The sequence below is a fragment of the Stenotrophomonas sp. STEN240 genome, from assembly GCF_056756175.1.
On record NZ_JBRRBO010000014.1, the window covers coordinates 80,001 to 101,428 of the forward strand.

General features: G+C 65.3%; 22 protein-coding genes and 1 pseudogene. 13 read left to right on the forward strand and 10 right to left on the reverse strand.

The genetic code is table 11. The features are described 5' to 3' along the window. Positions 1–225 precede the first annotated feature (225 nt). Together ACVOKO_RS08775 and ACVOKO_RS08780 are read right to left on the reverse strand one after the other, a co-directional pair. Positions 226–936: an rRNA pseudouridine synthase gene (locus ACVOKO_RS08775; protein WP_346498546.1), complete on the reverse strand. Its 711-nt coding sequence runs from the start codon at positions 934–936 to the stop codon at positions 226–228. Between the two features lie 66 nt (positions 937–1,002). Continuing rightward, entirely contained in the window at positions 1,003–1,500 is a 498-nt protein-coding gene (locus tag ACVOKO_RS08780; RefSeq protein WP_346498547.1) for a M48 metallopeptidase family protein, read from the reverse strand. 82 nt (positions 1,501–1,582) lie between these two features. Between ACVOKO_RS08780 and ACVOKO_RS08785 the strand changes: the two genes are divergently transcribed. Next, complete coding sequence (locus tag ACVOKO_RS08785; RefSeq protein ID WP_346498548.1) at positions 1,583–2,137, forward strand: DUF2058 domain-containing protein; 555 nt, start codon at positions 1,583–1,585, stop codon at positions 2,135–2,137. A 108-nt stretch (positions 2,138–2,245) separates the two neighbouring features. Further along, positions 2,246–2,509, forward strand: coding sequence for a DksA/TraR family C4-type zinc finger protein (locus ACVOKO_RS08790; RefSeq protein WP_282265397.1), 264 nt, complete (start codon positions 2,246–2,248; stop codon positions 2,507–2,509). Between the two features lie 85 nt (positions 2,510–2,594). Here the strand turns inward: ACVOKO_RS08790 and ACVOKO_RS08795 are convergent, their stop codons facing one another. From ACVOKO_RS08795 to ACVOKO_RS08810, 4 genes are all read right to left on the reverse strand, one after another. After that, complete coding sequence (locus tag ACVOKO_RS08795; RefSeq protein WP_346498549.1) at positions 2,595–3,095, reverse strand: GNAT family N-acetyltransferase; 501 nt, start codon at positions 3,093–3,095, stop codon at positions 2,595–2,597. Between the two features lie 109 nt (positions 3,096–3,204). Beyond that, entirely contained in the window at positions 3,205–4,464 is a 1,260-nt protein-coding gene (locus ACVOKO_RS08800) for a sugar transporter (protein WP_346498550.1), read from the reverse strand. Between the two features lie 272 nt (positions 4,465–4,736). Further along, on the reverse strand, positions 4,737–5,318 hold the full coding sequence (locus ACVOKO_RS08805; RefSeq protein ID WP_346498551.1) for a mechanosensitive ion channel domain-containing protein: 582 nt from the start codon (positions 5,316–5,318) through the stop codon (positions 4,737–4,739). Positions 5,319–5,338: 20 nt separating this feature from the next. After that, positions 5,339–6,616: an alkaline phosphatase family protein gene (locus tag ACVOKO_RS08810; protein WP_346498552.1), complete on the reverse strand. Its 1,278-nt coding sequence runs from the start codon at positions 6,614–6,616 to the stop codon at positions 5,339–5,341. Positions 6,617–6,754: 138 nt separating this feature from the next. On the opposite strand from ACVOKO_RS08810, the gene ACVOKO_RS08815 reads away from it, so the two are divergent. The 3 genes from ACVOKO_RS08815 to ACVOKO_RS08825 are packed head-to-tail and all read left to right on the forward strand — an operon-like array spanning position 6,755 to position 8,780. Next, positions 6,755–7,327 (forward strand): RNA polymerase sigma factor, encoded by a 573-nt coding sequence (locus ACVOKO_RS08815; RefSeq protein WP_346498553.1) that lies wholly within the window; start codon positions 6,755–6,757, stop codon positions 7,325–7,327. Beyond that, positions 7,327–7,878: a hypothetical protein gene (locus ACVOKO_RS08820; protein WP_430980735.1), complete on the forward strand. Its 552-nt coding sequence runs from the start codon at positions 7,327–7,329 to the stop codon at positions 7,876–7,878. Before ACVOKO_RS08815 ends, ACVOKO_RS08820 begins: the two co-directional genes overlap by 1 nt. Positions 7,879–7,889: 11 nt before the next feature. Further along, positions 7,890–8,780, forward strand: a complete 891-nt coding sequence (locus ACVOKO_RS08825; RefSeq protein WP_346498555.1) for a DUF4097 family beta strand repeat-containing protein — start codon at positions 7,890–7,892, stop codon at positions 8,778–8,780. A 243-nt stretch (positions 8,781–9,023) separates the two neighbouring features. Here ACVOKO_RS08825 and ACVOKO_RS08830 read toward each other — a convergent pair whose 3' ends face one another. Together ACVOKO_RS08830 and ACVOKO_RS08835 are read right to left on the reverse strand one after the other, a co-directional pair. Beyond that, a complete protein-coding gene (locus tag ACVOKO_RS08830; RefSeq protein WP_346498556.1) occupies positions 9,024–10,403 on the reverse strand; it encodes an Hsp70 family protein in 1,380 nt (459 codons plus the stop codon). A 63-nt stretch (positions 10,404–10,466) separates the two neighbouring features. After that, positions 10,467–11,456, reverse strand: a complete 990-nt coding sequence (locus ACVOKO_RS08835) for a cation diffusion facilitator family transporter (protein WP_346498570.1) — start codon at positions 11,454–11,456, stop codon at positions 10,467–10,469. Positions 11,457–11,568: 112 nt separating this feature from the next. Between ACVOKO_RS08835 and ACVOKO_RS08840 the strand changes: the two genes are divergently transcribed. Continuing rightward, positions 11,569–11,901: a zinc ribbon domain-containing protein YjdM gene (locus ACVOKO_RS08840; RefSeq protein WP_346498557.1), complete on the forward strand. Its 333-nt coding sequence runs from the start codon at positions 11,569–11,571 to the stop codon at positions 11,899–11,901. Between the two features lie 48 nt (positions 11,902–11,949). On the opposite strand, the gene ACVOKO_RS08845 is transcribed toward ACVOKO_RS08840, so the two are convergent. Further along, on the reverse strand, positions 11,950–13,068 hold the full coding sequence (locus tag ACVOKO_RS08845) for a tetratricopeptide repeat protein (protein WP_430980736.1): 1,119 nt from the start codon (positions 13,066–13,068) through the stop codon (positions 11,950–11,952). Positions 13,069–13,343: 275 nt separating this feature from the next. Between ACVOKO_RS08845 and thpR the strand changes: the two genes are divergently transcribed. The 4 genes from thpR to ACVOKO_RS08865 all read left to right on the forward strand — a co-directional run bounded on the left by thpR (position 13,344) and on the right by ACVOKO_RS08865 (position 16,309). Then, positions 13,344–13,931: an RNA 2',3'-cyclic phosphodiesterase gene (thpR, locus tag ACVOKO_RS08850; protein ID WP_346498559.1), complete on the forward strand. Its 588-nt coding sequence runs from the start codon at positions 13,344–13,346 to the stop codon at positions 13,929–13,931. A 94-nt stretch (positions 13,932–14,025) separates the two neighbouring features. Beyond that, a complete protein-coding gene (locus tag ACVOKO_RS08855; protein ID WP_346498560.1) occupies positions 14,026–14,625 on the forward strand; it encodes an HD domain-containing protein in 600 nt (199 codons plus the stop codon). 62 nt (positions 14,626–14,687) lie between these two features. Then, entirely contained in the window at positions 14,688–14,885 is a 198-nt protein-coding gene (locus ACVOKO_RS08860; protein WP_346498561.1) for an oxidoreductase-like domain-containing protein, read from the forward strand. A 71-nt stretch (positions 14,886–14,956) separates the two neighbouring features. Beyond that, complete coding sequence (locus ACVOKO_RS08865; protein WP_346498562.1) at positions 14,957–16,309, forward strand: virulence factor family protein; 1,353 nt, start codon at positions 14,957–14,959, stop codon at positions 16,307–16,309. Positions 16,310–16,590: 281 nt separating this feature from the next. On the opposite strand, the gene mprF is transcribed toward ACVOKO_RS08865, so the two are convergent. After that, positions 16,591–19,143, reverse strand: coding sequence for a bifunctional lysylphosphatidylglycerol flippase/synthetase MprF (mprF, locus tag ACVOKO_RS08870; RefSeq protein WP_346498563.1), 2,553 nt, complete (start codon positions 19,141–19,143; stop codon positions 16,591–16,593). A gap of 169 nt (positions 19,144–19,312) precedes the next feature. Between mprF and ACVOKO_RS08875 the strand changes: the two are divergent. The 3 genes and pseudogenes from ACVOKO_RS08875 to ACVOKO_RS08885 form a co-directional block, all read left to right on the forward strand. Continuing rightward, positions 19,313–19,936: pseudogene (locus ACVOKO_RS08875) on the forward strand (DUF998 domain-containing protein); the annotation flags it as partial. 63 nt (positions 19,937–19,999) lie between these two features. After that, positions 20,000–20,347 (forward strand): RidA family protein, encoded by a 348-nt coding sequence (locus ACVOKO_RS08880; RefSeq protein WP_057627127.1) that lies wholly within the window; start codon positions 20,000–20,002, stop codon positions 20,345–20,347. 95 nt (positions 20,348–20,442) lie between these two features. Next, positions 20,443–20,967 carry a hypothetical protein gene (locus tag ACVOKO_RS08885; protein ID WP_346498564.1) on the forward strand — a complete coding sequence of 175 codons (525 nt, stop codon included), beginning with the start codon at positions 20,443–20,445 and terminating at the stop codon, positions 20,965–20,967. Positions 20,968–21,428: the final 461 nt, after the last annotated feature.

The window sequence follows — 21,428 nt, forward strand, 5'->3', positions numbered from 1 at the left end:
GCTTCGCGGCTTACGCAGCTCCCACAAAACTGCGGCTCCTGCACAGACGGAGAGGTCTTGGCGTGGAACTTGAGCCGCGAAGCCGGACTTCGTTCGGCCACTGATCGCCTGTCACTGCAGATTGTTTGATGGCGTCTTGTTTCGTGACCGGAGAGACGGCCAGCTTCGCGGCTTACGCCGCTCCTACAAAGCGGCGGCTCCTGCGGCGCCGGAGCGGGCCTTGGCCTAGAACTTCTGATCGGCAGCCAGATAACGCCACTGGCCTTCGGGCATCTTGCTCAGGCCGACACGGCCGATGCGCAGGCGGCGGATCTGCTCGGCCTTCAGACCGACCTGGCCGCACATGTTCTGCAGCTGCCCCAGGCGCACATCCTTGATCGCGAAACGCAGGCGCTGCTCGCTCTGCCAGCTGATCTTGGCCTGCGGCAGGCCGCGACCTTCATAGATCAGGCCGTGGGTGAGCTTGGGCATGGCCCACGGGCTGGGTTCACCGCTGACTTCGACCACGTACTCCTGCTCCAGGCTGGAACCGGACTCCTGCAGGTGGCGGCGCACGCGCCAGTCCTGGGTCAGCACCACCAGGCCGGTGGCGGCATCGTCCAGTGGCATCAGATAGTCCAGGCGCTGGAAATGACGGCTCAGTGGGCGGATGCCGGAAGCGTCGTCGGCAAAGCGGTTGTCGTCGCTCAGCAGGGCGACCAGCTGGTCGGCGCTGCAGCCGGCCGGCTTGTTGATCAGGAAAGTGGCCGCTTCGGCGGCCTCGGTGCTGCCCTCACTGCCCAGGGTGATGACTTCCTCGGTCACCATGGTCTGCGGGGTTTCCACCACCACGCCGTCGACGCTGATCCAGCCGCCTTCGATGTACTGCTGGGCCTGCGAGCGCGAGCACTGCAGCTGCGCGGAAACGCGCTTGTCGAGACGGATCGGGGTGGTCATGGCGTCAAAGGGTTCTACGAAGGGCGGGGAGTGTAGCGCCGTGGCGGGGCCTGGGCGATGGGCGGCTCAGGCGGGTTCATGTTCCAAGGCGGTCAGGTACAGGCGCAGGTCGAACTCCAGCTGGTGGTAATCCGGCTCCATATGCAGGCACAACTGGTAGAAGGCCTTGTTGTGGTCGGCCTCCTTGATATGCGCCAGCTCGTGCACCACGATCATCCGCAGGAACCCGGCCGGCGCCTCGCGGAACACGCTGGCGATGCGGATCTCGCGGCTGGCCTTGAGCTTGCCGCCATGGTTGCGGGAAATGGCGGTATGCGTGCCCAGCGCGTGCTTGACCACCTGCAGCTTGCCGTCATACAGCACCTTGCCCAGCGGTACCGACTGGCGCAGGTGGCGCTCCTTGATGGCCTGTACGTAGTCGTAGAGCTGGCGGTCGTTGCGCACCGCGTGCGGCTCGGCATAGCGCTTGCGCACGGCTTCGCCCAGCTTGCCTGCGTCCAGCAGCTCGCGGGCGCGCTGCTGCAGGTGTTCGGGATAGCCATTCAGGTATTTCAGCGCAAGCATCGGGATTCGGGCAGGGGAGTTGGGTAGGGCCGGGCAGGCCGCTATCATGGCAGCCTCGGCAACAAAACCATGAACAACGACGATGGCAAAGGGTAATCCGCTGCAGGAACAGCTGCTCAAGGCTGGTCTGGTGAAGAAATCACAGGTCTCGCAGGTGGCGCGTGAGCAGGTCAAGGCTCGCCATGGCAAAGGCCCGGCGACGGCGACCGACAGCCAGCGCGAGGCTGAGCGTGCACGCGCCGAAAAGGCCGAAAAGGACCGCCTGCTGGCCGCCGAGCGCAATGCCCAGCGCCGCGCCGATGAACTGCGCGCGCAGGCCCGGCAGATCATCAGTGACCGCAAGCTGCCGCGCGCCGGCGAGCTGGAATATCGCTTCAATGACGGTACGTTGATCCGCACGATCCTGGTCACTGAAGCGCTGCGCGCCCAGCTGGCCAATGGCGCACTGGTGATCGCGCGGCACGGCGACGGCTTCGAGCTGCTGCCGCGAGTGGCAGCCGAAAAGGTGCGTGAGCGCGATGCCAGCCTGATCGTGCTCGACCACGGCCAGAGTGCGGACACGCCGGTTACCACCGGCAATGCCGAAGACGATGCCTACTACGCGCAGTTCCAGGTGCCCGACGACCTGATGTGGTGAAAGAAGGCCTGCGGCGCGCTGCAGATAGCTGAACGGCGCGCACGCAGGCCTTGAATTGTGGCCGCGCAGGCGGCAGCTTGAACCTGTTGCTGTACGTGGAGACAGGTCATGGCCACCGGTTGGGCGGGCGATACCGCCGTTCAGGATCAGATTGATGCCACCGTCGAGGACGCCATCAAGCGTGCGCGCAGCCGCATGCCCAGCGGTCCGGGGCTGGAACACTGCGAAGAATGTGATGCGCCCATTCCCGAAGCGCGGCGCAAGGCCGTGCCGGGTGTGAGGCTGTGCATTGCCTGCCAGCAGGCGCAGGACGAAGACGAAGCATTTGCCGGCTACAACCGGCGCGGCAGCAAGGACAGCCAGCTGCGCTAGCGCTGCTGTGACCGTGCTGGTGGTATCGGCCTGCCATTCCCGCGCAGCCGTGAATGCGCATGTGCAGGCAAAAAAACTGAAACCCTCAGCTTTTGCCCGCCAGCGGCAGCACATCGTTCAAGTATTGCTTCTGCACGACACGCTGCACCAGCCGCGGCCGTTCCATCAGTACGAAGCGCACGCCCTTCACTGTCTGCGGCGCGGCCTTGCTGATGAAGCCAAAACGCTCATACACCGGCACCGCGATTTCGGACGAGTTGACCGTGTACTCGCGGCGCCCATGCACGCGCAAGGCGTGCTCCCACAGCAAACGGGAAATGCCGCGTCTACGGCAGCTGCGGCTGACAAACAGATGATGGATGTGGCTGTCGCCACGCATTGCGATCATGCCGGCGAGCGCGCCGGCATCGTCAACCACGTAATGCGCGAATTCCTTGTTGCCCAGGCGCTCGGCAAAGCTGGCCGGGGTCAATGACGCGAGGAAGGCATGCGCGTTGGCGCCGCTATCGGCATCCAGCAGGTGCCGTGCCAGCGGCGTGACCAGCGCGCTCAGCGCGTCGGCGTCGGCGACGTTTGCGTCGCGCACAGTGATGTCCTGATCCACTTGCTCCCCCCAACCAGCACCCCCGGAAGCAGGGGCGTGGGCGGAAGCATACCTGCAGCGGGCGCACTGTAAATGTGTGCGCCCCCGCAGCTCAGTGGTTTACGCCGCCATGGCGGAAACTGCCGCTCCAGCGCAGCATCGCGTACACGCACCACAGCCAGCCGGCGGTGGCGATCAGGCCGCCAACCAGGCCGATATGTTGCATGCCCAGCTGCAGGCTGACCTGGCTGCCGATCAGCGCGCCGGCGCCAATACCGATGTTGAAGATGCCGGAGAACAGCGCCATCGCCACGTCGGTGGCATCGGAGGCCAGGTTCAATACCTTCGACTGCATAGACAACGCAAAGCTGATCATCGCCACGCCCCATACCGAGACCAGCACATACAGCAACAAATTACTGTGCAGGCCGGTGCGCAGCAGCAACAGGCTGGCGGCCAGGGTGCCGATGGCACTCAACAGGAAACCGCGCGGCCAGCGCAGGCCGTAGCGCGAGAACAGCACGCTGCCGAGGAAACCCATGCCGCCGAACAACAGCAGCACCAGCGTGGTCACATGCGCATCGAAGCCGCCGATCTTCTGCACGAACGGTTCGATGTAGCTGTAGCCGGTGAACTGCGCCGACACCACCACCATCACCAGCAGGTACAAGGCCATCAATGCCGGGCGTCGCAGCAGTACCGGGATGCTGCTGGCCGAGCCGCTGTTCTGGCTGGGCAGGGCCGGCAGCAGCCGGGCCAGCACCAGCATCACCAGCAGGGCGACGCCGCCGATGGCGACGAAAGTGATGCGCCAGCCCAGCAGCTCGCCGACGATACGACCCAACGGGATGCCCAGCACCATCGCCACCGAGGTGCCGGTAGCCAACAGGCCCAGCGCCTGCGGGCGTTTGTCCTGCGGCGCCACGCGCACAGCCAGCGAAGCGGTGATCGACCAGAACACCGCATGGGCCAGGGCAATGCCGACGCGGCTGGCCATCAGCACCGGGTAGCTCCAGGCGATGGCTGACAGCACGTGGCTGAGGATGAACACCGCGAACACGGCGAGCAGCAGCTTGCGGCGGTCGAAATTGCGGGTCAGCAGCATGCACGGCAGCGAGGTCAGTGCTACCACCCATGCGTAGATGGTCAGCATCAGGCCGACATGTTCGATCGGTTTGCCGAAGTCGGCGCCGATGTCGCTGAGCAGGCCTACCGGAACGAATTCACTGGTGTTGAAGACAAAGGCGGCCAGCGCCAGGGCGATGACGCTGAGCCAGCGTTGGCGGTCGGAGCGGGGTTGCTGGACGTCGGCAACGGCAAAAGCGTCGCCTGCCTGCGGGGCAGGGCAGGAAGTATTGGGAGAGGCGGACATTACGTGCGGGGGCTTGCGACCGGGCCGGTCGCTCAATACCGGCAATTTTCGCACGCACTGTGTGGACGGGAGCGGAACACTGTGGATTGGGGCGAGCGCGTGGCGGCTTTGTTCAGTTGGGTGATGCCGCTGGCGGCCCGGTCCGGCCCCGCAATGCGCTGCAGGCGCTGATTGCGAGGCGATGTTGCGGCTGTATGCGTTGTTCTGTCGCGGCCGTCATCCCCAACTCGGTGGGGATGAGGCGGCCAACCTGCAGCAGGCGTCGTGGCGGCTCAGCCGTCTCCCTGCACAGTGGTGGGCAGGGTGTCGCTGCCACGCCAGCGGCGCAGGCCGCGCTGGAAGAACAGGCTGTTGGGGATCTGCATCAGCGTGCCTTCGCTCGGCCCGCCGACTTCGTGCAGGGTGGTGTAGATCAGGTTGATGTCGGTGACCACGCCCTTCAGGCCCGGTTTCTCGCCGTTTTCCAGCAGCTCGATCTGGTCACCGAGGCGGAACGGGCGGGTAGTGAAGATCAGGAAGGTGCAGAAAATGTTGGACAGCACGCTCCAGGCCGCAAAAAACGCCACCGCACCCACTGCGGCGAAGCCCGTGAAGGCGGTCCACAGCACGCTGGCCTGGACGTTCAATGCCTGCAGGATGGCTATCAGTGCCACCGCGCCGATGATGAAGTTGGACAGGCGGCGGATCGCCATCTCGATCTGCGCCGGCAGCGTGTAGTGCTTGCCCACCCGTGCCAGCAGGCGCCGTGTGAGCAGGCGCAGCAGCCAGGCCACGACCAGGATCAGCAGGATGCTCAAGCCGGTATTGATGGGTTCAATCCATTGCTGCATCGAGGTGGGGAGGTAGTGCTTCATGCGTTTTCCTTGCGAGTGCGTCAGCGCTTCAGTGCAGCGTCGGTATGGCGGGGATTGCCGTCGTTGCTGGCCGGGGTGATGTTCAACAGGCGGGCCAGCAGCGGATAGATGTCGACATTGTCGATGGGCGCGATGGTCACGCCCTGGGCGAAGGCCGGGCCATGACCGATGAACGGTGAATACATGTCCGGCAAAGTGTTGTCGTAACCGTGCTCGCCCAATAGCTCGTGGCCCTTGCGCTTCTCGGCCTGGCGGGTGGTGACCTGCCAGCCCAGCTCGGCGCTGCAGATATAGGACGGTACACGGGGGTGATGCCCATATTCAAAGCGGGCCGGGATCTGCTCGCGGGTCATGCAGGTGATGTGCGGGTAGCTGCCCGACAGCAGCTGCTGCGCGGCGGCTTCACCGCCGGGCAGGGCATTGAACGAGGCGTAGGCGCCGGTCCAGCCGAAGTCCAGCTGGCTGACATCGACCAGGTCATCCAGGTAGATCTGCTGGGCCGGGCTGGTGTTGGTCATGCCGTGGTCGGAGGTGACCACGATGTTGATCTTCTGCTGCAGGCCCTGCGCGGCGATGCCGGCCAGCAACTCAGCCATCGCAGCGTCCACCTCGCCCAGCGCTGCGTTCAATTCGGCCGAGTCGGGTCCATGGCGGTGGCCGATGGTGTCGACCTTGTCGAAGTACAGGGTGATGAAATGCGGGCGCTGTTCGGCGGGCAGTGCCAGCCACTGCAATACCTGCTGCACGCGCTGCTGCGAGTTCACCTTGATGTCGAACGGGCGCCAGAATTCGGGCCGCGCGCCGTGCACCGGCGCCTCCGAGCCTACCCAGAACATGGCCGCGGCACGTCCGCCCTGTTCGCGTACGCTGGTCCACAGCGGCTTGCCGCCGTCCCACCAGCGCTCGTCGCCGACCGTGGCCGGGTCGAACATGCTGAAGCGCACGCCGGGAATATCCGGGTCGGTCATGAAGTTGGCGATCACGCCGTGGTGATCCGGGCGCAGGCCGGTGACCAGGGTGTAGTGGTTGGGGAAGGTAATCGACGGGTACGAGGGACGCATGTACTCGGCACGGGCACCGTTGGCGGCCATCGCCGCCAGTGTCGGGGTCAGGCCACGCTGCAGATAGTCGTTGCGGAAGCCATCGATGGAGACCAGGATCACCGGTGCCTGCGCGTCGCGCGGCAGGCCGGCTGCAGCTGTTGCCGCGTCGGTGGCGGCCTCGGTGGCGGCAGGTGTGCTGGCGCAACCGGCCAGGGCAAGGGCGGTGCAGAGCAGCAGGGCAGGGGTACGCAACATTCGGCAGCAAAGGTCTGGTAAACCACGATTGTCGGCCAGCGCGGCCTTTGCTGCCAGTCGCGGCCGGGCTGCCAGCCGCTTCGGCAAAACATTTGCGATGGCTTTAAACCTTTTTGCTGCTTGCCGCATCCAATGGATATGCTCGACACCCTTGTGACCGCTGCCGCTCCCTCACCGCCCGTCATCGACGATGCCGCGCTGGCCCGTGCCGCCGCCGAAGGCGACACCCGCGCCTACGAGCGCATCTACCGGCGGCATTCGCCGCGCCTGTATGCGTTGTTGTGGCGCCTGTGCGGCGGCAACGCCGCGCGTGCCGAGGATGTGCTGCAGGAGACCTTCATCCAGGCCTGGCGCAAGCTGCCGCAGTTCCGCTTCGAGAGCGCGCTGGCCACCTGGTTGCATCGGCTGGCGGTGAATACGGCGCTGATGGAGCTGCGCGCGGCGACGTTCGAGTCGCTGGATATTGGTGAGTCGGGGATGGACATATTGGCCGAAATGGCCGACACCCCGCGCTGCCATGCCACCGGCATGGACCTGGAACGGGCGCTGTTGACGCTGCCACCGCGTGCTCGTGCGGTGCTGGTATTGCACGACATTGAAGGCTGGAAACACCAGGAAATCGCCGTGGAACTGCAGATGGCTGTCGGCAGTTCCAAGGCACAGCTGCATCGTGCGCGCAGCTTGTTGCGCACGCGGCTTGGAGACGCATGATGAACCACCACGACAACGATCACGATGATGCGCTGGCGCAGCGCCTGCGCGGGTTGCCGTCCGAACGGGTAGCACCGGCGGCGGTATGGCAGCGCATCGCCGCCCAGCTGGAGCAGACACCGCGCTTGCTGCAGCCGCCCGTGGCAGCGGTTCCTGCCACCAGCGCCGCACCCGCAATGCGCGCCCTGCGCCGGCATTGGCCGCGCTACGCCGCTGCGGCGGGCGTAGTCGCCTTGGTCGGCGTGGCAAGCATGCTGTTGCTGCCACAGCAGCCGCCTGCCGCAGTGGCGGTGACGGAATCGGCGCTGCAGCAGCAGGCCAATACCATCACCTATCAGTACCGGCAGGCGATGGCGACGCTGCCGCAGCAGTCGCTGCCTGTCGAGCTGCAACCGGCACTGCGCGAGCTGGATGCGAGCGCCGGCAGCATCCGCAGCGCCATCGCGCAGAGCCCCGATGCCACGTTTCTACTTGGACAGTTGCAGCGTACCTATGCGCTGCGGCTGGAACTCACCCGCAAGGGCGTCAACCCGACCGGAATTTCGACTTGAAGGAGCTCCTCATGAATGTTTCTTTGCAGCGGCTATTGGCAGCAGCCCTGTTGCTTGCGCCCCTGACCAGCGCGTTCGCGCAGACCGCCGTCAACCGCAGCCTGCCGCTGTCCAGCGGTGGCCGGGTGGAATTGAGCAATATTGCCGGCTCGGTGACCGTGCGTGGCTGGGACCGCAATGAAGTGCAGCTGACCGGCTCGCTCGGCGAAGGCCAGCGCCTGGAGGTGGAAAGCAGCGCCAACCGCGTGGCGCTGAAAGTGGTCTATCCACAGAACCGCAGCAGCAATCGTGGCGCGGTGCTGGAGCTGCGGGTGCCGCGCGCGGCGCAGTTGCAGACCAGCACGGTCAGCGCGACGGTGGATGTGGCCGAGGTGGATCTGCGTCGACTGCAGAGCTCCACCGTCAGTGGCAGCATCACCGCCAATGGGCGCGCTGGTGAGGCGGAGTTGACCACGGTCAGCGGCGCGATCCGCTCGCAGCTGCAGACAACGCGCCTGGAGACCAGAACGGTCAGCGGTGGAATCAATGCGGCCGGTGGCAGCGGTGGCGAGGTTTCAGCGAACACCGTGTCGGGTGGTATCACGCTGGATCTGGCCAAGGTGCAACGGCTCAATGCCGAGTCGGTATCAGGCAGTCTGGGCGTGCGCAGCGCTGGCTTGCAGCCCGGCGGCCGGGTCAACCTGGAGACGGTGAGTGGCTCGGTCACGCTTGGCTTGCCGGCCAGTACTTCGGCGCAGTTGAAGGTCAGCACCTTCAGCGGCAGCATCCGCTCCGATGTAGGCCAGGTGGAGAGCCCGCGTTACGGGCCAGGCAAGAATCTTGATGCACGCATCGGTGGCGGCGACGGCGATATTTCGATCCAGTCGCATTCGGGCACCGTGCGGGTGAATCTGGACCGCTGATACATCCGCTCCCTCCTTTTGCCGCAGGTAAGGGGAGGTTGGGAGGGATGGCTTCAAAAGCTCCCTCCTTTTGCCGCAGGTAAGGGGAGGTTGGGAGGGATGGCTTCAAAAGCTCCCTCCCTTTGCCGCAGGCAAGGGGAGGGTTGGGGAGGGGTAGCTTCAAAAGCTCCCTCCCTTTGCCGTAGGCAAGGGGAGGGTTGGGGAGGGGTAGCTCTCGGCTTTTGAGAGCTTCAGCTTCGTGGCTTACGCCACTCCCACACCTGCGGTGTTTGCTGCCGCTGCCAACGCCAGCCCCTGCACCACGCCGAACGATGGGTCGCCGTGCACCAGCTTGGCATTCGGGAACGCCGCCGCTGCCGCCTGCTGGATGTAACCGGCGCGCGACATGCCGCCGGTCAGGAATACCGCTGCTGGATCGTGCCCGATATCAGCGCGCACCTGCTGCAGCAGAGTCTCCAGTTCGGACAGGTAGCCACCGGCCGCCGCGGTCAGATGCGGAGCATCGATGTCGACCGACAGGCCCGGCTCGATGAAGTCCAGCGCGCTGCTGTGGTTGGGCTGGCTGCTCAGGGCGATCTTGCAGTGCTCCACCGCGCGGTACAGGCGCGCGGTGTTGCCGGTGTCCTGCAATGCCTGCAGGCGCGGGCCGTACGGTAAATCCACCGCATCGTAGTTGTGCTGGCGGAAATCGCGCTGGCGGGTCATGTCCTGCACCATCGCCGCTTCCACGTAGTGGTGCGCCGGCACGCGGGTGATGCCACGGCCGAACAGCGGCATGTAGCCGGCCAGGCTCAAGGCCAGATCGATATCGGTACCGCCACGGGCGATACCCCAGGCGCGGTGGATCTGTGGCGAGGTATTGCCACCCACGCTGGCATGGGCGATGTCGGTGGTGCCGCCGCCGACGTCGACGATCACCGCTTCATGGCGCTCGCTGCTGACAGCGTGGTAGTGCATTGCGGCAGCGGCGGGTTCTTCAAGGAAATCCACTTCGTCAAAGCCGGCCGCCATTGCCGCGTTGCGCAGGATATCCAGCGCCTGGTCGTTGCCGGCCGCGCCAATCGAGCTGCGGAACTGCACCGGGCGGCCAAGCAGGGCGCTGCGCACGTTCTGCTGCAGCTGGCGCGAAGCGGTCAGGCGGATGTGTTCCAGGATGTGGGTGGCGATGCCGGTGATGGTCTGCTTGGCGCGCGGATGCAGGTTGTAGCCCAGCATCGATTTCGGGCTCTGCACCAGGTTGCCTTCGTTCTCTTCGAAGTAGGCTTCCAGCGCGTCGTCGCCATAGACCGCGTTCTGCAGCAGCGCGGTGGAGCTGCGGGGTTCGCGGATGCGCTCTTCCATCCATTGGCGGCGGACCACACGGATCGCATCGCCGCGCAGCTGCTCCTGGCTGCGCGTGGTGCCTGCTGCGCGCGCGCTGCGGCGGCCGGATTCGATCAGTTCGTCGACCTGCTGTTCCAGCGCCGGGGTCAGCTCGAAGTCGTTGGGGTCGCGCATCACCTCGGGGAAGTACACCGTGGTGCGGAATTGCTGGGCTTCACCAAAACTGACCGGTACCACCTTGCCGTCGATATGGGCGGCGGCGGCCGAGTTGCTGGTGCCAAAGTCGATGCCGAGTTTCATCATGCCTGCACGTCTTGCTGCTGAATCGGCCGCGCACTTTACTACGCGGCCGCGCCGCTGGCTTCACATGCCGTTGGCCGGCCCCGGTTTCGATTCCGGTTCCAGTGCATCCAGCCGGGCCTGCCAGGCCTGTGGGGTCTCCGGCTTGACGAACAATGCGACGATCTCCGGGTGGTGCTGGCGCGCGGCCTGCTCGATGCGGGCTACACAGGCTTCGATCTGCACGGTGGTGCAACGGTCGTCAAACGCCGCGCTGAGCGTGGCCAGCACCTGGTTCGGGCCAACCTGGATGGTCAGCACGCCGTTCGCGCTTTCAATGTCGGGATCGGCGTTGGCCCGCTGCAGCAGGGCCTGGCCCAATTCAGGATGGGCGGGCTCGCCGATCAGCAGGCCCTTGGTTTCGCGCGCCAGCAGGTAGGCCGCCACCGCCAGCACCGCGGCTATGCCGATCGATGCCAGTGCATCGAGTTCAGGAATGCCCAGCCACTGCGCGCCCGCCAGGCCGGCCAGGGCGATCAGCAGACCGAGCATCGCCGCGCTGTCTTCCAGCAGCACGGTGAAGGTGCTGGGGTCCTTGCTGCGCCGGAACGCTTCGAAATAGCCATAGCGGCCTTTGCTGGCACGGAACTCGCGCAGTGCAACCCACCACGAGGTGCCCTCGAACAGCAGCGACACGGCCAGCACGATGTAGGCGATGGTGGGGTTGGCGACCGGTTCGGGATCGCGCAGATGGACGATGCCCTGGTACAGCGAGATGCCCGCACCCATCGCAAATACCAGCACCGCAACGATGAAACTCCAGAAGTACAGCTCGCGGCCACGGCCGAACGGATGGGTCCGGTCCGGTGGTTGGCTGGCACGGTTGAGGCCGTGCAGCAACAGCACTTCATTGGTGGTGTCCACCAGCGAATGTACGCCTTCACTGAACATCGCCGAGCTGCCAGAAACCGCTGCGGCAATGAATTTGGCCACGGCAATGCCGAGATTGCCGGCGAGGGCCACATAGATGACGAATCGCGAGCCGCTTTTTTTTGCCACTTGTTGTCCTGCCAGCGCGGCGCAGGCTGCCGCGCGGCCACTTTCCCGCCCGCTGCGTGGCGGTGGTGTGAGCGACTGTGACCCCAGCGGCTAGAATAGGCGGCTATTCAATGTCCGGGAGTCCCCCATGTCTGTTGCTTCCTGCCCGCAGTGTTCGCTGGAAAACGTCTATGCCGATGGCGCGTTGTGGATCTGTGCCGATTGCGGCCATGAATGGACCGCAGGTGAAGCGGCCGAGTCGAGCCTGGTGGTACGCGACAGCAACGGCAATGTGCTGGTGGCTGGCGACACCGTCACCGTGATCAAGGACCTGAAGGTCAAGGGTTCGTCGATCCCGCTCAAGCAGGGCACGGTGATCCGCAACATCCGCCTGGTCGAGGACGATGCCGAACACATCGAAGGCAACTCGGAAAAGATCAAGGGCCTGGTGCTGAAGACCTGCTTCCTGCGCAAGGCCTGAGCCAGCTTCGCGCGGCGCAGCCACACTGCACCGCGCAGTGGCGTGCGATCAGCGCGCCGCGTGGCGCGCTTCCAGCCGGCGGATGCCGTCGAGCTTGCTCTGGTACACCGCCCGCAGTGGATCGCCGCCCAGGTCGCGGGCACGTTTCATTTCGCGCTCGGCCAGCCGGTTGTTGCCGCTTAGGAAGTAGGCGCGGGCAAGGCCGAAATGGAACTGATGGGCATTGCCGTACAGCCGCACCGCTTCGCGGTAGTAGTGCGCTGCAAGAGCATAGTCGCCGGCTGTTTCGGCGCTATTGCCCTGCATGTACTGATAGAACGGATCACGCTTGCGTACCTGTTCCAGTCGCGTCTGCAGCTGCGCGACGCGGCGTGTATCACCCATGCGCTGGTAAAGCTTGGTGGCGTTGTGCAGGGCGGGGGCGTGCGTGGCGTTGATCGCCAGTGCGGTTTCAAGATCCCTGGCGGCCGCATCCAGGTCGTTCTCGCGCGATTCGAGTACGCCCAGGTTGCTCCATGCCGGCACGAAGCGCCGATCCATCCGCAGGGATGCTTCAAAGTAGGCACGGGCGCTGGGGTAATCGTGCGCGGCCAACTGCTCGGCACCGCGGTTGTTGTAGAAATGGGCCAGGGCGCGCCTGTCACCGATGGGCTGTGGCCCGCGGCGGTCGTACAGCACATTGCTGTCCAGGTCCAAGGTGGCGCTGCGGCCGTCCACACGCATACCGACATTGACGTGGCCGGCATTGAAGATCAGACCCTGGTCCTGGTACCAGGACACCACTTGCCCGACTTCCTGCATGCGCGCGTCCAGGCCGATCTCGCGGGCCAGGGCAACAAACAACAGGGTGAAGGACAGACAGTTGGCTCGGTGCTGCTGCCAGGTCTCGGCCACCGTCAAGGTCGCCTCGGTGTCGTATTCCAGTCCCAGCCCCTCCGGGCGGAACACCAGCTCAACCAGCAGGTGCAAGCGCTGCTCGGGGGAGTTGGCGAGGTTGATCACCCGTTCCTGCAGTTGCGCACGTACTTCCGCTGGGATTGCCATTACCTGCTCCGGCGTGGGAACCGGCGCTGGGGCAGCTGCCGACACAGGAGTAGGGGAGGGCGCTGGCGCGGCCAAGGCTACGCTGCTGGCGGCGAGCAGGACTAACGCATTCCAACCGATCATGGCGATCACCCGGAGTTTGCTGCGGCATGCCCAGTGTAGGCCTGTTGCCGGTGGATGGCAGCCGGCGGGTACAAATCCACAGCGGGTGTGGACCAGCCCTGTGCAAACATGTGGATAACTACCGGCAGCCCTTGTGCGGCGTGGCTCGGTAAGTGGTGGTGAAATTTTCGCCATGGCCGGGCCGCGGCCGGCGCTGTCTGCTAGTATCCGCGGCCCCAGACAGTATTGGCCGCCGCAACGGAGCGGGTACGACGGCCGGCTTTCGATACCAGACCATGACGAAGCAGCTTTCCTCCACCGAGGCCCAGATGACGCTGGGCCTGGGCAGCGACATTCCAACCGAGCGCCTGTTCTTTGCCGTGATGCCGGACCCGATGACGGCCGAGCGCGTGGCCGAGCTGGCCGACGGCTTGCGCGAGGAACATGGCCTGCTCGGGCATCCGTTGGCGCCCGAGCGCCTGCACGTGACCCTGCACCACCTGGGTGACTACGCTGGCCTGCCGCCGAGCCTGCTGCCCAAGGTCCGCCAAGCTGCGGCGCGGGTGCGCATGCCCGAGTTCGAGGTCTGCTTTGATCAGGTGGGCAGCTTTGCCGGCGGTGCGAAGAACCCGTTCGTGCTGCGCAGTGAATACGGCGCCGAGTTGTTGAATGGCCTGCACGAGGAACTGGCGCGCTGCCTGCACGGCGTAGGCGGCAAGCTGGACCCGCGCTTCACTCCGCACATGACCCTGCTGTACGACAGGCGGCGTCTGCCGATCCAGCCGGTGCAGCCGTTCCGCTGGTTCGTGCGCGAATTCATCCTCGTGCGCAGTTTCCTCGGCCAGGGGAGATACCAGATTGAAGGCCGTTGGCAGCTGGGTTGAGCGCCTGCGGTTGAGGGAGCGCTGTGTGGTCTCAGCGTCGGCCAGCCCCCGCAAATCCTGTTTGGTGGTCACGGCTTCATGCCAAGATGCAGGCATGAACGACTTGCTGCAGACCTTGCCGCCTCCGCTGCTGGCCGAGCTGAAAACCGCTTACGCGCAGCCGCCGCGCGCTTATCACAACTTCGGCCATGTGCAGGCCTTGTTGCAGCATTACCGCGATGTCGCCGCCGGGCCCGGCTGGCAGCAGCCGTTGGAGGTGCTGCTGGCCGTGCTGTACCACGATGCGATCTATGAGGCCGGGCGGGGCGACAACGAGGCGCGTTCGGCCCAGTTGGCGGCGGCGGGTATCGAGCGCTGGTTGCCGGATACCACGGTGGATGTGGCGCGGGTGGTGGCGCTGATCGAACTCACCGCACAGCACGGCAGCCTTGGCGCGGATGCCCTGGATGCTGATGCCGCGCTGTTCCTGGACAGCGACATGGCCATCCTCGGTGCCCCGGATGCGATCTTCGACGCCTATGACCGCGGCATCGCCGAGGAGTACCAGGGCAAGGTGCCGGGCTTCCTGTTCCGGCTCAATCGGCGTCGTTTCCTGCGCAAGGTATTGGCGCAGCCGCGGATCTTCTTCAGCGATTTTTTCCATGAACGTTACGATGCACAGGCGCGGGTAAATCTGCGCCGGGTTGCGGGCTGAGCGCAGTGCTTGGCTAAACTAGCGGTTGTCCCACCGTTGATAAGGCCGCGTTGGCCGCTGTGATGAACGAACTGCCCGTCCATGATCCTGCCGCGCCGGATCCCGATCCGCGCCCGCAACCGCCTGAAGCACCGGGGCCGAATGAATGCTGCGAAAGTGGCTGCCCCATCTGCGTGATGGACATCTATGCCGACGAACTGGCCGCCTACCGGCAGCGCCTGGCCGATTGGACCGCACGGCATCCCGAAGCACAGGCCTGAGCCAGCGCTTTCGACATCTTTCTGCCAACAGCAGGCGTAGGCTGGGCCGGTTAGAAACCGGGACTGGATGGATGGCGCGTGTGATCTGGGGAAGAAGTGTGCTGGCGCTGAGCCTGCTGGTGGCACCCGTGGTGACGGCATTGGCGGCCGAACAGGTCAGCCATGGCCGTTTTCAAAACGTACCGGTGTTATTGCCCGGCACCCCAGCAGAACGGGTGGTGCTGTGGTTCGGCGATGGCCACGCGCCGGCGGCGCAGCATCAGGCGCGGCTGCAGGCGCTGCGCGATGACGGCGCCATGGTGGTCGATATCGACACCCGCCAGCTGTACCAGGTACTGGCCAAGGAAGGCGCGCATTGCGGCTTTTCGGCCGGTGACGTGGAGAACTTCTCGCGCTACGTACAAGCCTACTACCGTGTGCCCACCTACCGTCTGCCGATACTTGGCGGCGACGGTGCCGGTGCGGCCTTGGCCTATGCGGTGGCAACACAGGCCGATGCGGACGTGTTTGCCGGCTTGCTGACCGAGGATTTCTGCCCGCAACTGCACAACGCGACGATGATCTGCGGTGATGCCATCAAGGGCCGCAGTCTGCAGCCGCAGCCGCTGCGTTTCCCGTGGTTGAATGCTGCCGCCGGCACTGCGCAGGCTTGCCCGGCGACGACGGTCAATACCTTCACCGCCGCGGTGCCGTGGGCGCGGCCGTTTGCGCGTACCCGTGCGGGCAGTGCCTTGCCCGGTGAGCTTGCTGCCGCGCGGGTGCTGGGCGCGCAACACGGCGTCAGTCTGCCTGCGGTGCCAGCGGACTTGGATGGTCTGCCGCTGGTGGAAGTGCCGACCAGCGGGCCGGGCGATACCTTCGCGGTGTTCGTCTCCGGCGATGGTGGCTGGGCGGGATTGGACAAGGAGGTCGCAGGCGCCCTGGCGCAGGCCGGTATTCCGGTGGTGGGCGTGGATTCGCTGCGTTACTTCTGGAGCGAACGCACACCGGCCGGGTTTGCCACTGATCTGGATCGCATCGCGCGCTACTACGCCAACCACTGGCAGCGGCCGAAACTGCTGCTGGTCGGTTTCTCGCAGGGCGCCGACGTATTGCCTGCGGCGATCAACAAGCTGCCGCCGCCCAGCGCGCAGATGCTGAGCATGACCGCACTGATGTCGCTGGGCGAGCGCGCGGACTACGAATTCCATGTCAGCAACTGGATTTCCAGCGGCGGCGATGATGGCCTGCCGATCGCGCCGGAAATGCGCAAGCTGGCCGCCGACCGCACCTTGTGCATCTATGGCGAGGACGACGACGACGCGCTGTGCCCGAAGCTGCCAGCCGGCAGCGCGCAGTTGCTGAAGCTGCCCGGCGATCACCATTTCGAAGGCGACTACGCCGGCCTGGCCAAGGTGATCCTGCAGCACGTGCAGAGCCGATAAGGCCTGGCAGCAGCATCGATGTGCTTGTGGGAGCGGCGTAAGCCGCGAAGCCGGCAATCCCAAACGACCACCTGTAGGAGCGGCGTAAGCCGCGAAGCTGACGTCGTTTCAGTTCACCGGCTTCGCGGCTGACGCCGCTCCTACAAATGCCACCGCTACGTTGTTGAAGTGCTTGTGGGAGCGGCGTGAGCCGCGAAGCTGACGTCGTTTCGGTTCACCAGCTTCGCGGCTGACGCCGCTCCCACAAACCAGCAAACCAGCAAACCAGCAAATCAAAACGACTACTTTCTGCTTGGATCCAGCGAAATCAGCCGGGTCACATCCAGCAGTGCCGCCGGCAGATGCACACCGCCGGGGGCGGCCAGATAACGCGGCCGCCATTCCGGCGCGAACTTGGATTTGAAACGGCGCAAGCCGGTGAAACCATAGAAGCGCTCGCCATGCCGCGCGACCAGATTGGCGAAGCGATTCCAGCGGCCGGCCAGACGGTGCTGGGCCAGACCGGTCAGCGGTGCCATGCCCAGCGAGAAGCGGGTATAGCCATTGGCCGCGCCCCACAGGAACAGCTCGATGAACAGGAAATCCATCGTGCCCTTGGGCGCATCCGGGCGGTGCCGCATCAGATCGACGGAGAGCTCCTTGCCGGCCGGTGCCTGCCAGATATTGGCGAAGGCGACGATGCGTCCTTCGGCCTCGACCAACGCCACCGGGAAGCGGCTCATGTAGCCGGGCTCGAAGCTGCCCAGTGAGAAGCCTTTCTCCTCGCCGGCTTTTTCGTCCAGCCAGGCGTCCGAGATTTCGGCCAGCGCATCCAGCAGCGCCGGCACCTCGCCCGCCGCCACCAGCTTGAAGCTCAGGCCCATGCGCTTGCCCTTGTTCCATGCCTGGCGCAGGTCGGCGCGTTCGCTGCCGGCCAGGCTGAAATCATTCAGCGGCACCATCGCTTCCTCGCCCAGTTTCACCAGGGTCAGGCCCAGGTCCAGATAGTTCTGCCAGTACTTGCCGCTGGTCTGATAGAACACCGGGCGCAGGCCGAGGCGGTCCGCTTCTTCACGGAATTTCCAGATCAGCGCCGTGGCCACCTGCGCCGGCCCGACCGGGTCGCCCATGGCTACCAGTGAGCCGCCATAGCGCTGCAGCATCACGAAGCCATCGCCGGCTTCGCTGCGCAGGATCGCCTTGTCGCCGGTCATCGCCACGCAGGCCTGGGTGTCCTCGGCCTGCGCCAGGATCGGCCGCAGCTGTTCCAGCGTGGCGTCATCGGGCAAGGGCAGTGGACTGCGGGTGCTGTGCAGCAGCCGTGCCAAGCCGAAGATGACCACGGCGATGCAGACCAGCAACAGGGCACGCAGCGCACGCGGTGCATTGCCGGAGGTGGCGAACTGCCACCAGAGCTCGCTCTGGTATTCGACGTGGCTGTAGACGAAGAACAACAGCCATACCGTGGCCACCAGCACCAGCGCCACATTGCGCAGCCAGGGCCAGGACCAGGCTTCATCCAGCAACGCGCCCTCGCGGTAGAACTCGCGCCGTGCCGCCCACAAGGCCATCGCCAACAGCGGCAGGGTAAGTGCCACGGTGAGATGGCCGCCGCGCAACCAGGCCGGCAACGGCAGCGCGATGCACAGCGCGAATGCCAGCATCCAGGCGGCATGACTGCGCCGCTGCAGGCCCTGGCCGATCAACAACAGCAGGATGCCGCCGAGGCTGCCCAGCAGATGCGAGGTTTCCACGATGGGCAGCGGCGCCGGTAGAACCCGCTGATGCGGTACCGGCAAGGTGCCATCGATCAGCAGCAGCGCGCCGGCGGCGAATACCGCCAGCGCTATCAGCTGCGGCAGCCACGGCCGCACTACCGTCCAGGCGGTGCCGGCGCCACTACGCAGTGGCCGGCGCACGCTGGCCAGTGCCGCCAGCAATGCGGACAGGAACAAGGGCAGCAGGTAGTAGGTGACCCGGTAGGCCACGGCGGCGGCCAGCAGGGCCGCCGGTGCCACATGCGGCAGCAGCTTGAGCAGGCTCCATTCGAATACGCCCAGCCCGGCCGGCACGGTGGAAACCAGGCCCGCCACCACCGCCACCAGATACAGGCCAACGAAGCCGACAAAACCGACCTCGCCCTGTGCCGGCAGCAGCACATAGAACGCCGCCGATGCCAGGCATAACTCGACCACGCTCAAGGCGGTGACTTCCAGCACCGTGCGCCGGTCGGGTATCCACATGCGGTGTTGGCCCCAACCGATGCTGCGGCCCTGGCGCCCAACCAGCAGCAACATCGCAGCGAAGCCGACCAGCATGGCCACGCCCACTGCGTGTACTGCCATTGCCGGGATCGGCAAGGCCAGCGCGGCCGCGCCCGGCTCCAGCAACAGGGCAAAGCCCAGCAACAGCCAGGCGCCAAACACGAAGCCCAGCGTGCTCATCAGCACCACCTGGCCGATTTCGGCAAGGCTGAGCCCTGCGCGGCCATAGCTGCGCACGCGGACGGCACCACCGGTCAGTGCCGCAAACCCCAGCGTCTGCCCGGCGGCGTGGGCGAGGAAGGCGGTGAGAGCCACCCGGGTGGCCGGCAAGGGATGCCTGGCGCGACGCAGGCCAATGGCGTCGAACCCGATCAGGCAGGCGTAGCTGGCCATGCCCAGCAGCGTCGCCAGCCCCAGCTGCGACCATGACAGCCCGCGCACCGCCGCGCGGATCTGGTGGTAGCCGTGGTCGCTGAACTCCCCGGCCAAGGCATGCAGGGCCATTGCCATGATGGCCAGGGTTACCAGGATGGCGGCAATACGTCGCCAGCCCGGTGCGGACGGGTGCGAAGGCGTGGCAGACGCGGTCATGCAGGTTCGGCGGGCTGGGCGCTGGTACGGCGCGGAGTCATAAGACTAGCGGTAGTGCGTGATGATGGCTGCATGTCGCCTGCAGGGCGTTTCCATCGGCTTCAGTCGGCGCGGCGGTGGCAGGCGCACTAGACTGGGTGGCTCAAGGCTCAGGCGTAGGGGAGAGGGCATGGGTGGTGGTTCGCAAGGGGCCGGGTTGCCACGTCCGGCACTGGTCGTGGCGGTGGTGTTGGCATTGCTGACGTTTTTGCTGATCGCCATCGCGCTGCAGTTTGCCCGTGATGATCTGGACTGGATGCGCGCCACCCTCAGCCTTTATCTGCATGGCCCTTATGGCGTGCTGCTGCGCGTGGCCTATTGCCTGCTGGCATCGGCCATCGCCGCACTCGGCGTGATGTTGTACCGGCAGGCGAACGGGCCTGCGCGGCGGGGCTTGCCGGCAGTGCTGTTCGTGGTTGCAGGAGTGGCACTGGCAGCGGTGGCCATCGGTGACAGCTGGCTGCCGCAGCATGCGCCGCTGCTGGCACCCTTGCTGCACGGATTTGCGGCGCAGACCGCGTTCCTGTGCGTGACCGTGGCAATGCTGTTGCAGGCATGGTGGTTCGGACGCGATCCGCGCTGGCAGCATCAGCATCGACTGGCCTGGTGGTGGGCGTGGGTTGCGTTTGCCGCCTTGTGGCTGCACGTGCTGTGGCGTGACAGCCCGCGTGGGCTGGGCCAGAAGCTGGTGATTGCCACCGTGGTGGGCTGGCTGCTGCTCGTTGCGCTGGCGTCATGGCGGCGTTCACGCAAAGAAACGCCTGAAACTTCCACTTGGGGGCACAATGATGGGTACATTCACAACAGCGAGTCAGCCATGATCCAACGCTTCGATACCGGTCCGCGCATGTCCGAAATGACCATCCACCACGGCGTGGCCTACCTGGCCGGGCAGGTGCCGGAAGACACCAGCGCCGATATCGTTGGCCAGACCCAGCAGGTATTGCAGGCCATTGACGATCTGCTGCGTCTGGCGCCGACCGACAAGAGCAACATCCTGCGTGCGGAAATCTTCATCGCCGACATGGCCGACTTCGCAGGCATGAACGAAGCCTGGGACAAGTGGGTACCGCAGGGTGCGACGCCGGCGCGCGCCACCGTGCAGGCCAAGCTGGCCAACCCGGCGTGGAAGATCGAGATCGTGATTACCGCTGCAGTGCCGTAAGCAGCTGCTGCGATAGCAGTCGTCTGCCCTGGAGGCTACGGTGTCCGGGGCAGACAGCCGCTTGATTGGTTTGGTTTTTTTGCAGCGAGGCAGGGATGGAAATGATGCGTTACCTGTTGTTCGCAGCCGTGGCTGCCAGCGGTGCACTGCATGCGGCGGCACCGGCGCAAGCCGCGCTGACGAAACTGATCTACAAGCAGGCACCGTTGCAGCGCATCGAGCCGCAGGACTACCTGCAGTTCAAGCTGATCGAAGCGGAGCTGCGCAACACGGTGCGACGCCATGGCGACCGCAGCGTACCCAATCGATTCTGCGCGGTGGGTTATCAGCTGGGGAGTGGCCAGTTGGAGACAGTGCTGCTTTGGGACAACGCCCAGTGGTTGATCCGCTGGTGGGGTGGTGATGCGCTGGCCACGTCGGAGGAGCGGTATGCAGTGTCGGCCTCGTTCTCGCCGGTCACCGACCTGCGCACGGATCTGGTCGAGGATGATCGGTTCCCGCTGGGCACGCGTGCGATAGTGCGCGCGGACGCGGAGGCCTTGATCGCGGATTGTCACGCACACGGCCGCCAGTACACGGTGCCGCCGTTGCCGCCGAAAGCGGAAGACGACGAATACTGAGCAGGCGTGCCGCTTTGGCCGCTCTGCTGTTTTGTGGGAGTGGCATCAGCCGCGAAGCCGATTACAAGTGGATTGCAGTGTTCAGCATGATTCCGGGCAGCCAAGGCATCGCTAGATGCACGCCTGCGATTGGAATCTTTGTCAGCTGGATTTCCACCAGCTTCGCGGCTGACGCCGCTCCCACACTCACTCGCTGACGAAGCCGGCTCCTGTGCTTTTGTAGGAGCGGCGTCAGCCGCGAGGCCTGCGGCATTTGGATTGCAGCGTTCAACATGATCTTGGGCAGCCAAGGCTCGCCAGATACATGCCTGCGATTGGAATCTTCGCCAGCTGGATTTCCATCAGCTTCGCGGCTTACGCCGCTCCTACAAAAGCACCTGCAAGTGCAGCTGCAAGGCAGCTACCAGCGAGACTGCTAGATTGCGATCAGCTCGATGCAGTCGACCGGGCAGGGCGGGATG

Excerpts from the sequence above, each read along its gene's own strand:
- ACVOKO_RS08865 (WP_346498562.1), top strand. The coding sequence starts at position 14,957 with ATGGCGCGTGTGATCTGGGGAAGAAGTGTGCTGGCGCTGAGCCTGCTG.
- mprF (WP_346498563.1), bottom strand. The coding sequence starts at position 19,143 with ATGACCGCGTCTGCCACGCCTTCGCACCCGTCCGCACCGGGCTGGCGA.
- thpR (WP_346498559.1), top strand. The coding sequence starts at position 13,344 with ATGACGAAGCAGCTTTCCTCCACCGAGGCCCAGATGACGCTGGGCCTG.
- ACVOKO_RS08810 (WP_346498552.1), bottom strand. The coding sequence starts at position 6,616 with ATGTTGCGTACCCCTGCCCTGCTGCTCTGCACCGCCCTTGCCCTGGCC.
- ACVOKO_RS08815 (WP_346498553.1), top strand. The coding sequence starts at position 6,755 with ATGCTCGACACCCTTGTGACCGCTGCCGCTCCCTCACCGCCCGTCATC.
- ACVOKO_RS08880 (WP_057627127.1), top strand. The coding sequence starts at position 20,000 with ATGATCCAACGCTTCGATACCGGTCCGCGCATGTCCGAAATGACCATC.
- ACVOKO_RS08885 (WP_346498564.1), top strand. The coding sequence starts at position 20,443 with ATGGAAATGATGCGTTACCTGTTGTTCGCAGCCGTGGCTGCCAGCGGT.
- ACVOKO_RS08775 (WP_346498546.1), bottom strand. The coding sequence starts at position 936 with ATGACCACCCCGATCCGTCTCGACAAGCGCGTTTCCGCGCAGCTGCAG.
- ACVOKO_RS08800 (WP_346498550.1), bottom strand. The coding sequence starts at position 4,464 with ATGTCCGCCTCTCCCAATACTTCCTGCCCTGCCCCGCAGGCAGGCGAC.
- ACVOKO_RS08780 (WP_346498547.1), bottom strand. The coding sequence starts at position 1,500 with ATGCTTGCGCTGAAATACCTGAATGGCTATCCCGAACACCTGCAGCAG.
- ACVOKO_RS08820 (WP_430980735.1), top strand. The coding sequence starts at position 7,327 with ATGAACCACCACGACAACGATCACGATGATGCGCTGGCGCAGCGCCTG.
- ACVOKO_RS08860 (WP_346498561.1), top strand. The coding sequence starts at position 14,688 with ATGAACGAACTGCCCGTCCATGATCCTGCCGCGCCGGATCCCGATCCG.
- ACVOKO_RS08840 (WP_346498557.1), top strand. The coding sequence starts at position 11,569 with ATGTCTGTTGCTTCCTGCCCGCAGTGTTCGCTGGAAAACGTCTATGCC.
- ACVOKO_RS08785 (WP_346498548.1), top strand. The coding sequence starts at position 1,583 with ATGGCAAAGGGTAATCCGCTGCAGGAACAGCTGCTCAAGGCTGGTCTG.
- ACVOKO_RS08855 (WP_346498560.1), top strand. The coding sequence starts at position 14,026 with ATGAACGACTTGCTGCAGACCTTGCCGCCTCCGCTGCTGGCCGAGCTG.
- ACVOKO_RS08845 (WP_430980736.1), bottom strand. The coding sequence starts at position 13,068 with ATGATCGGTTGGAATGCGTTAGTCCTGCTCGCCGCCAGCAGCGTAGCC.
- ACVOKO_RS08825 (WP_346498555.1), top strand. The coding sequence starts at position 7,890 with ATGAATGTTTCTTTGCAGCGGCTATTGGCAGCAGCCCTGTTGCTTGCG.
- ACVOKO_RS08830 (WP_346498556.1), bottom strand. The coding sequence starts at position 10,403 with ATGAAACTCGGCATCGACTTTGGCACCAGCAACTCGGCCGCCGCCGCC.
- ACVOKO_RS08790 (WP_282265397.1), top strand. The coding sequence starts at position 2,246 with ATGGCCACCGGTTGGGCGGGCGATACCGCCGTTCAGGATCAGATTGAT.
- ACVOKO_RS08805 (WP_346498551.1), bottom strand. The coding sequence starts at position 5,318 with ATGAAGCACTACCTCCCCACCTCGATGCAGCAATGGATTGAACCCATC.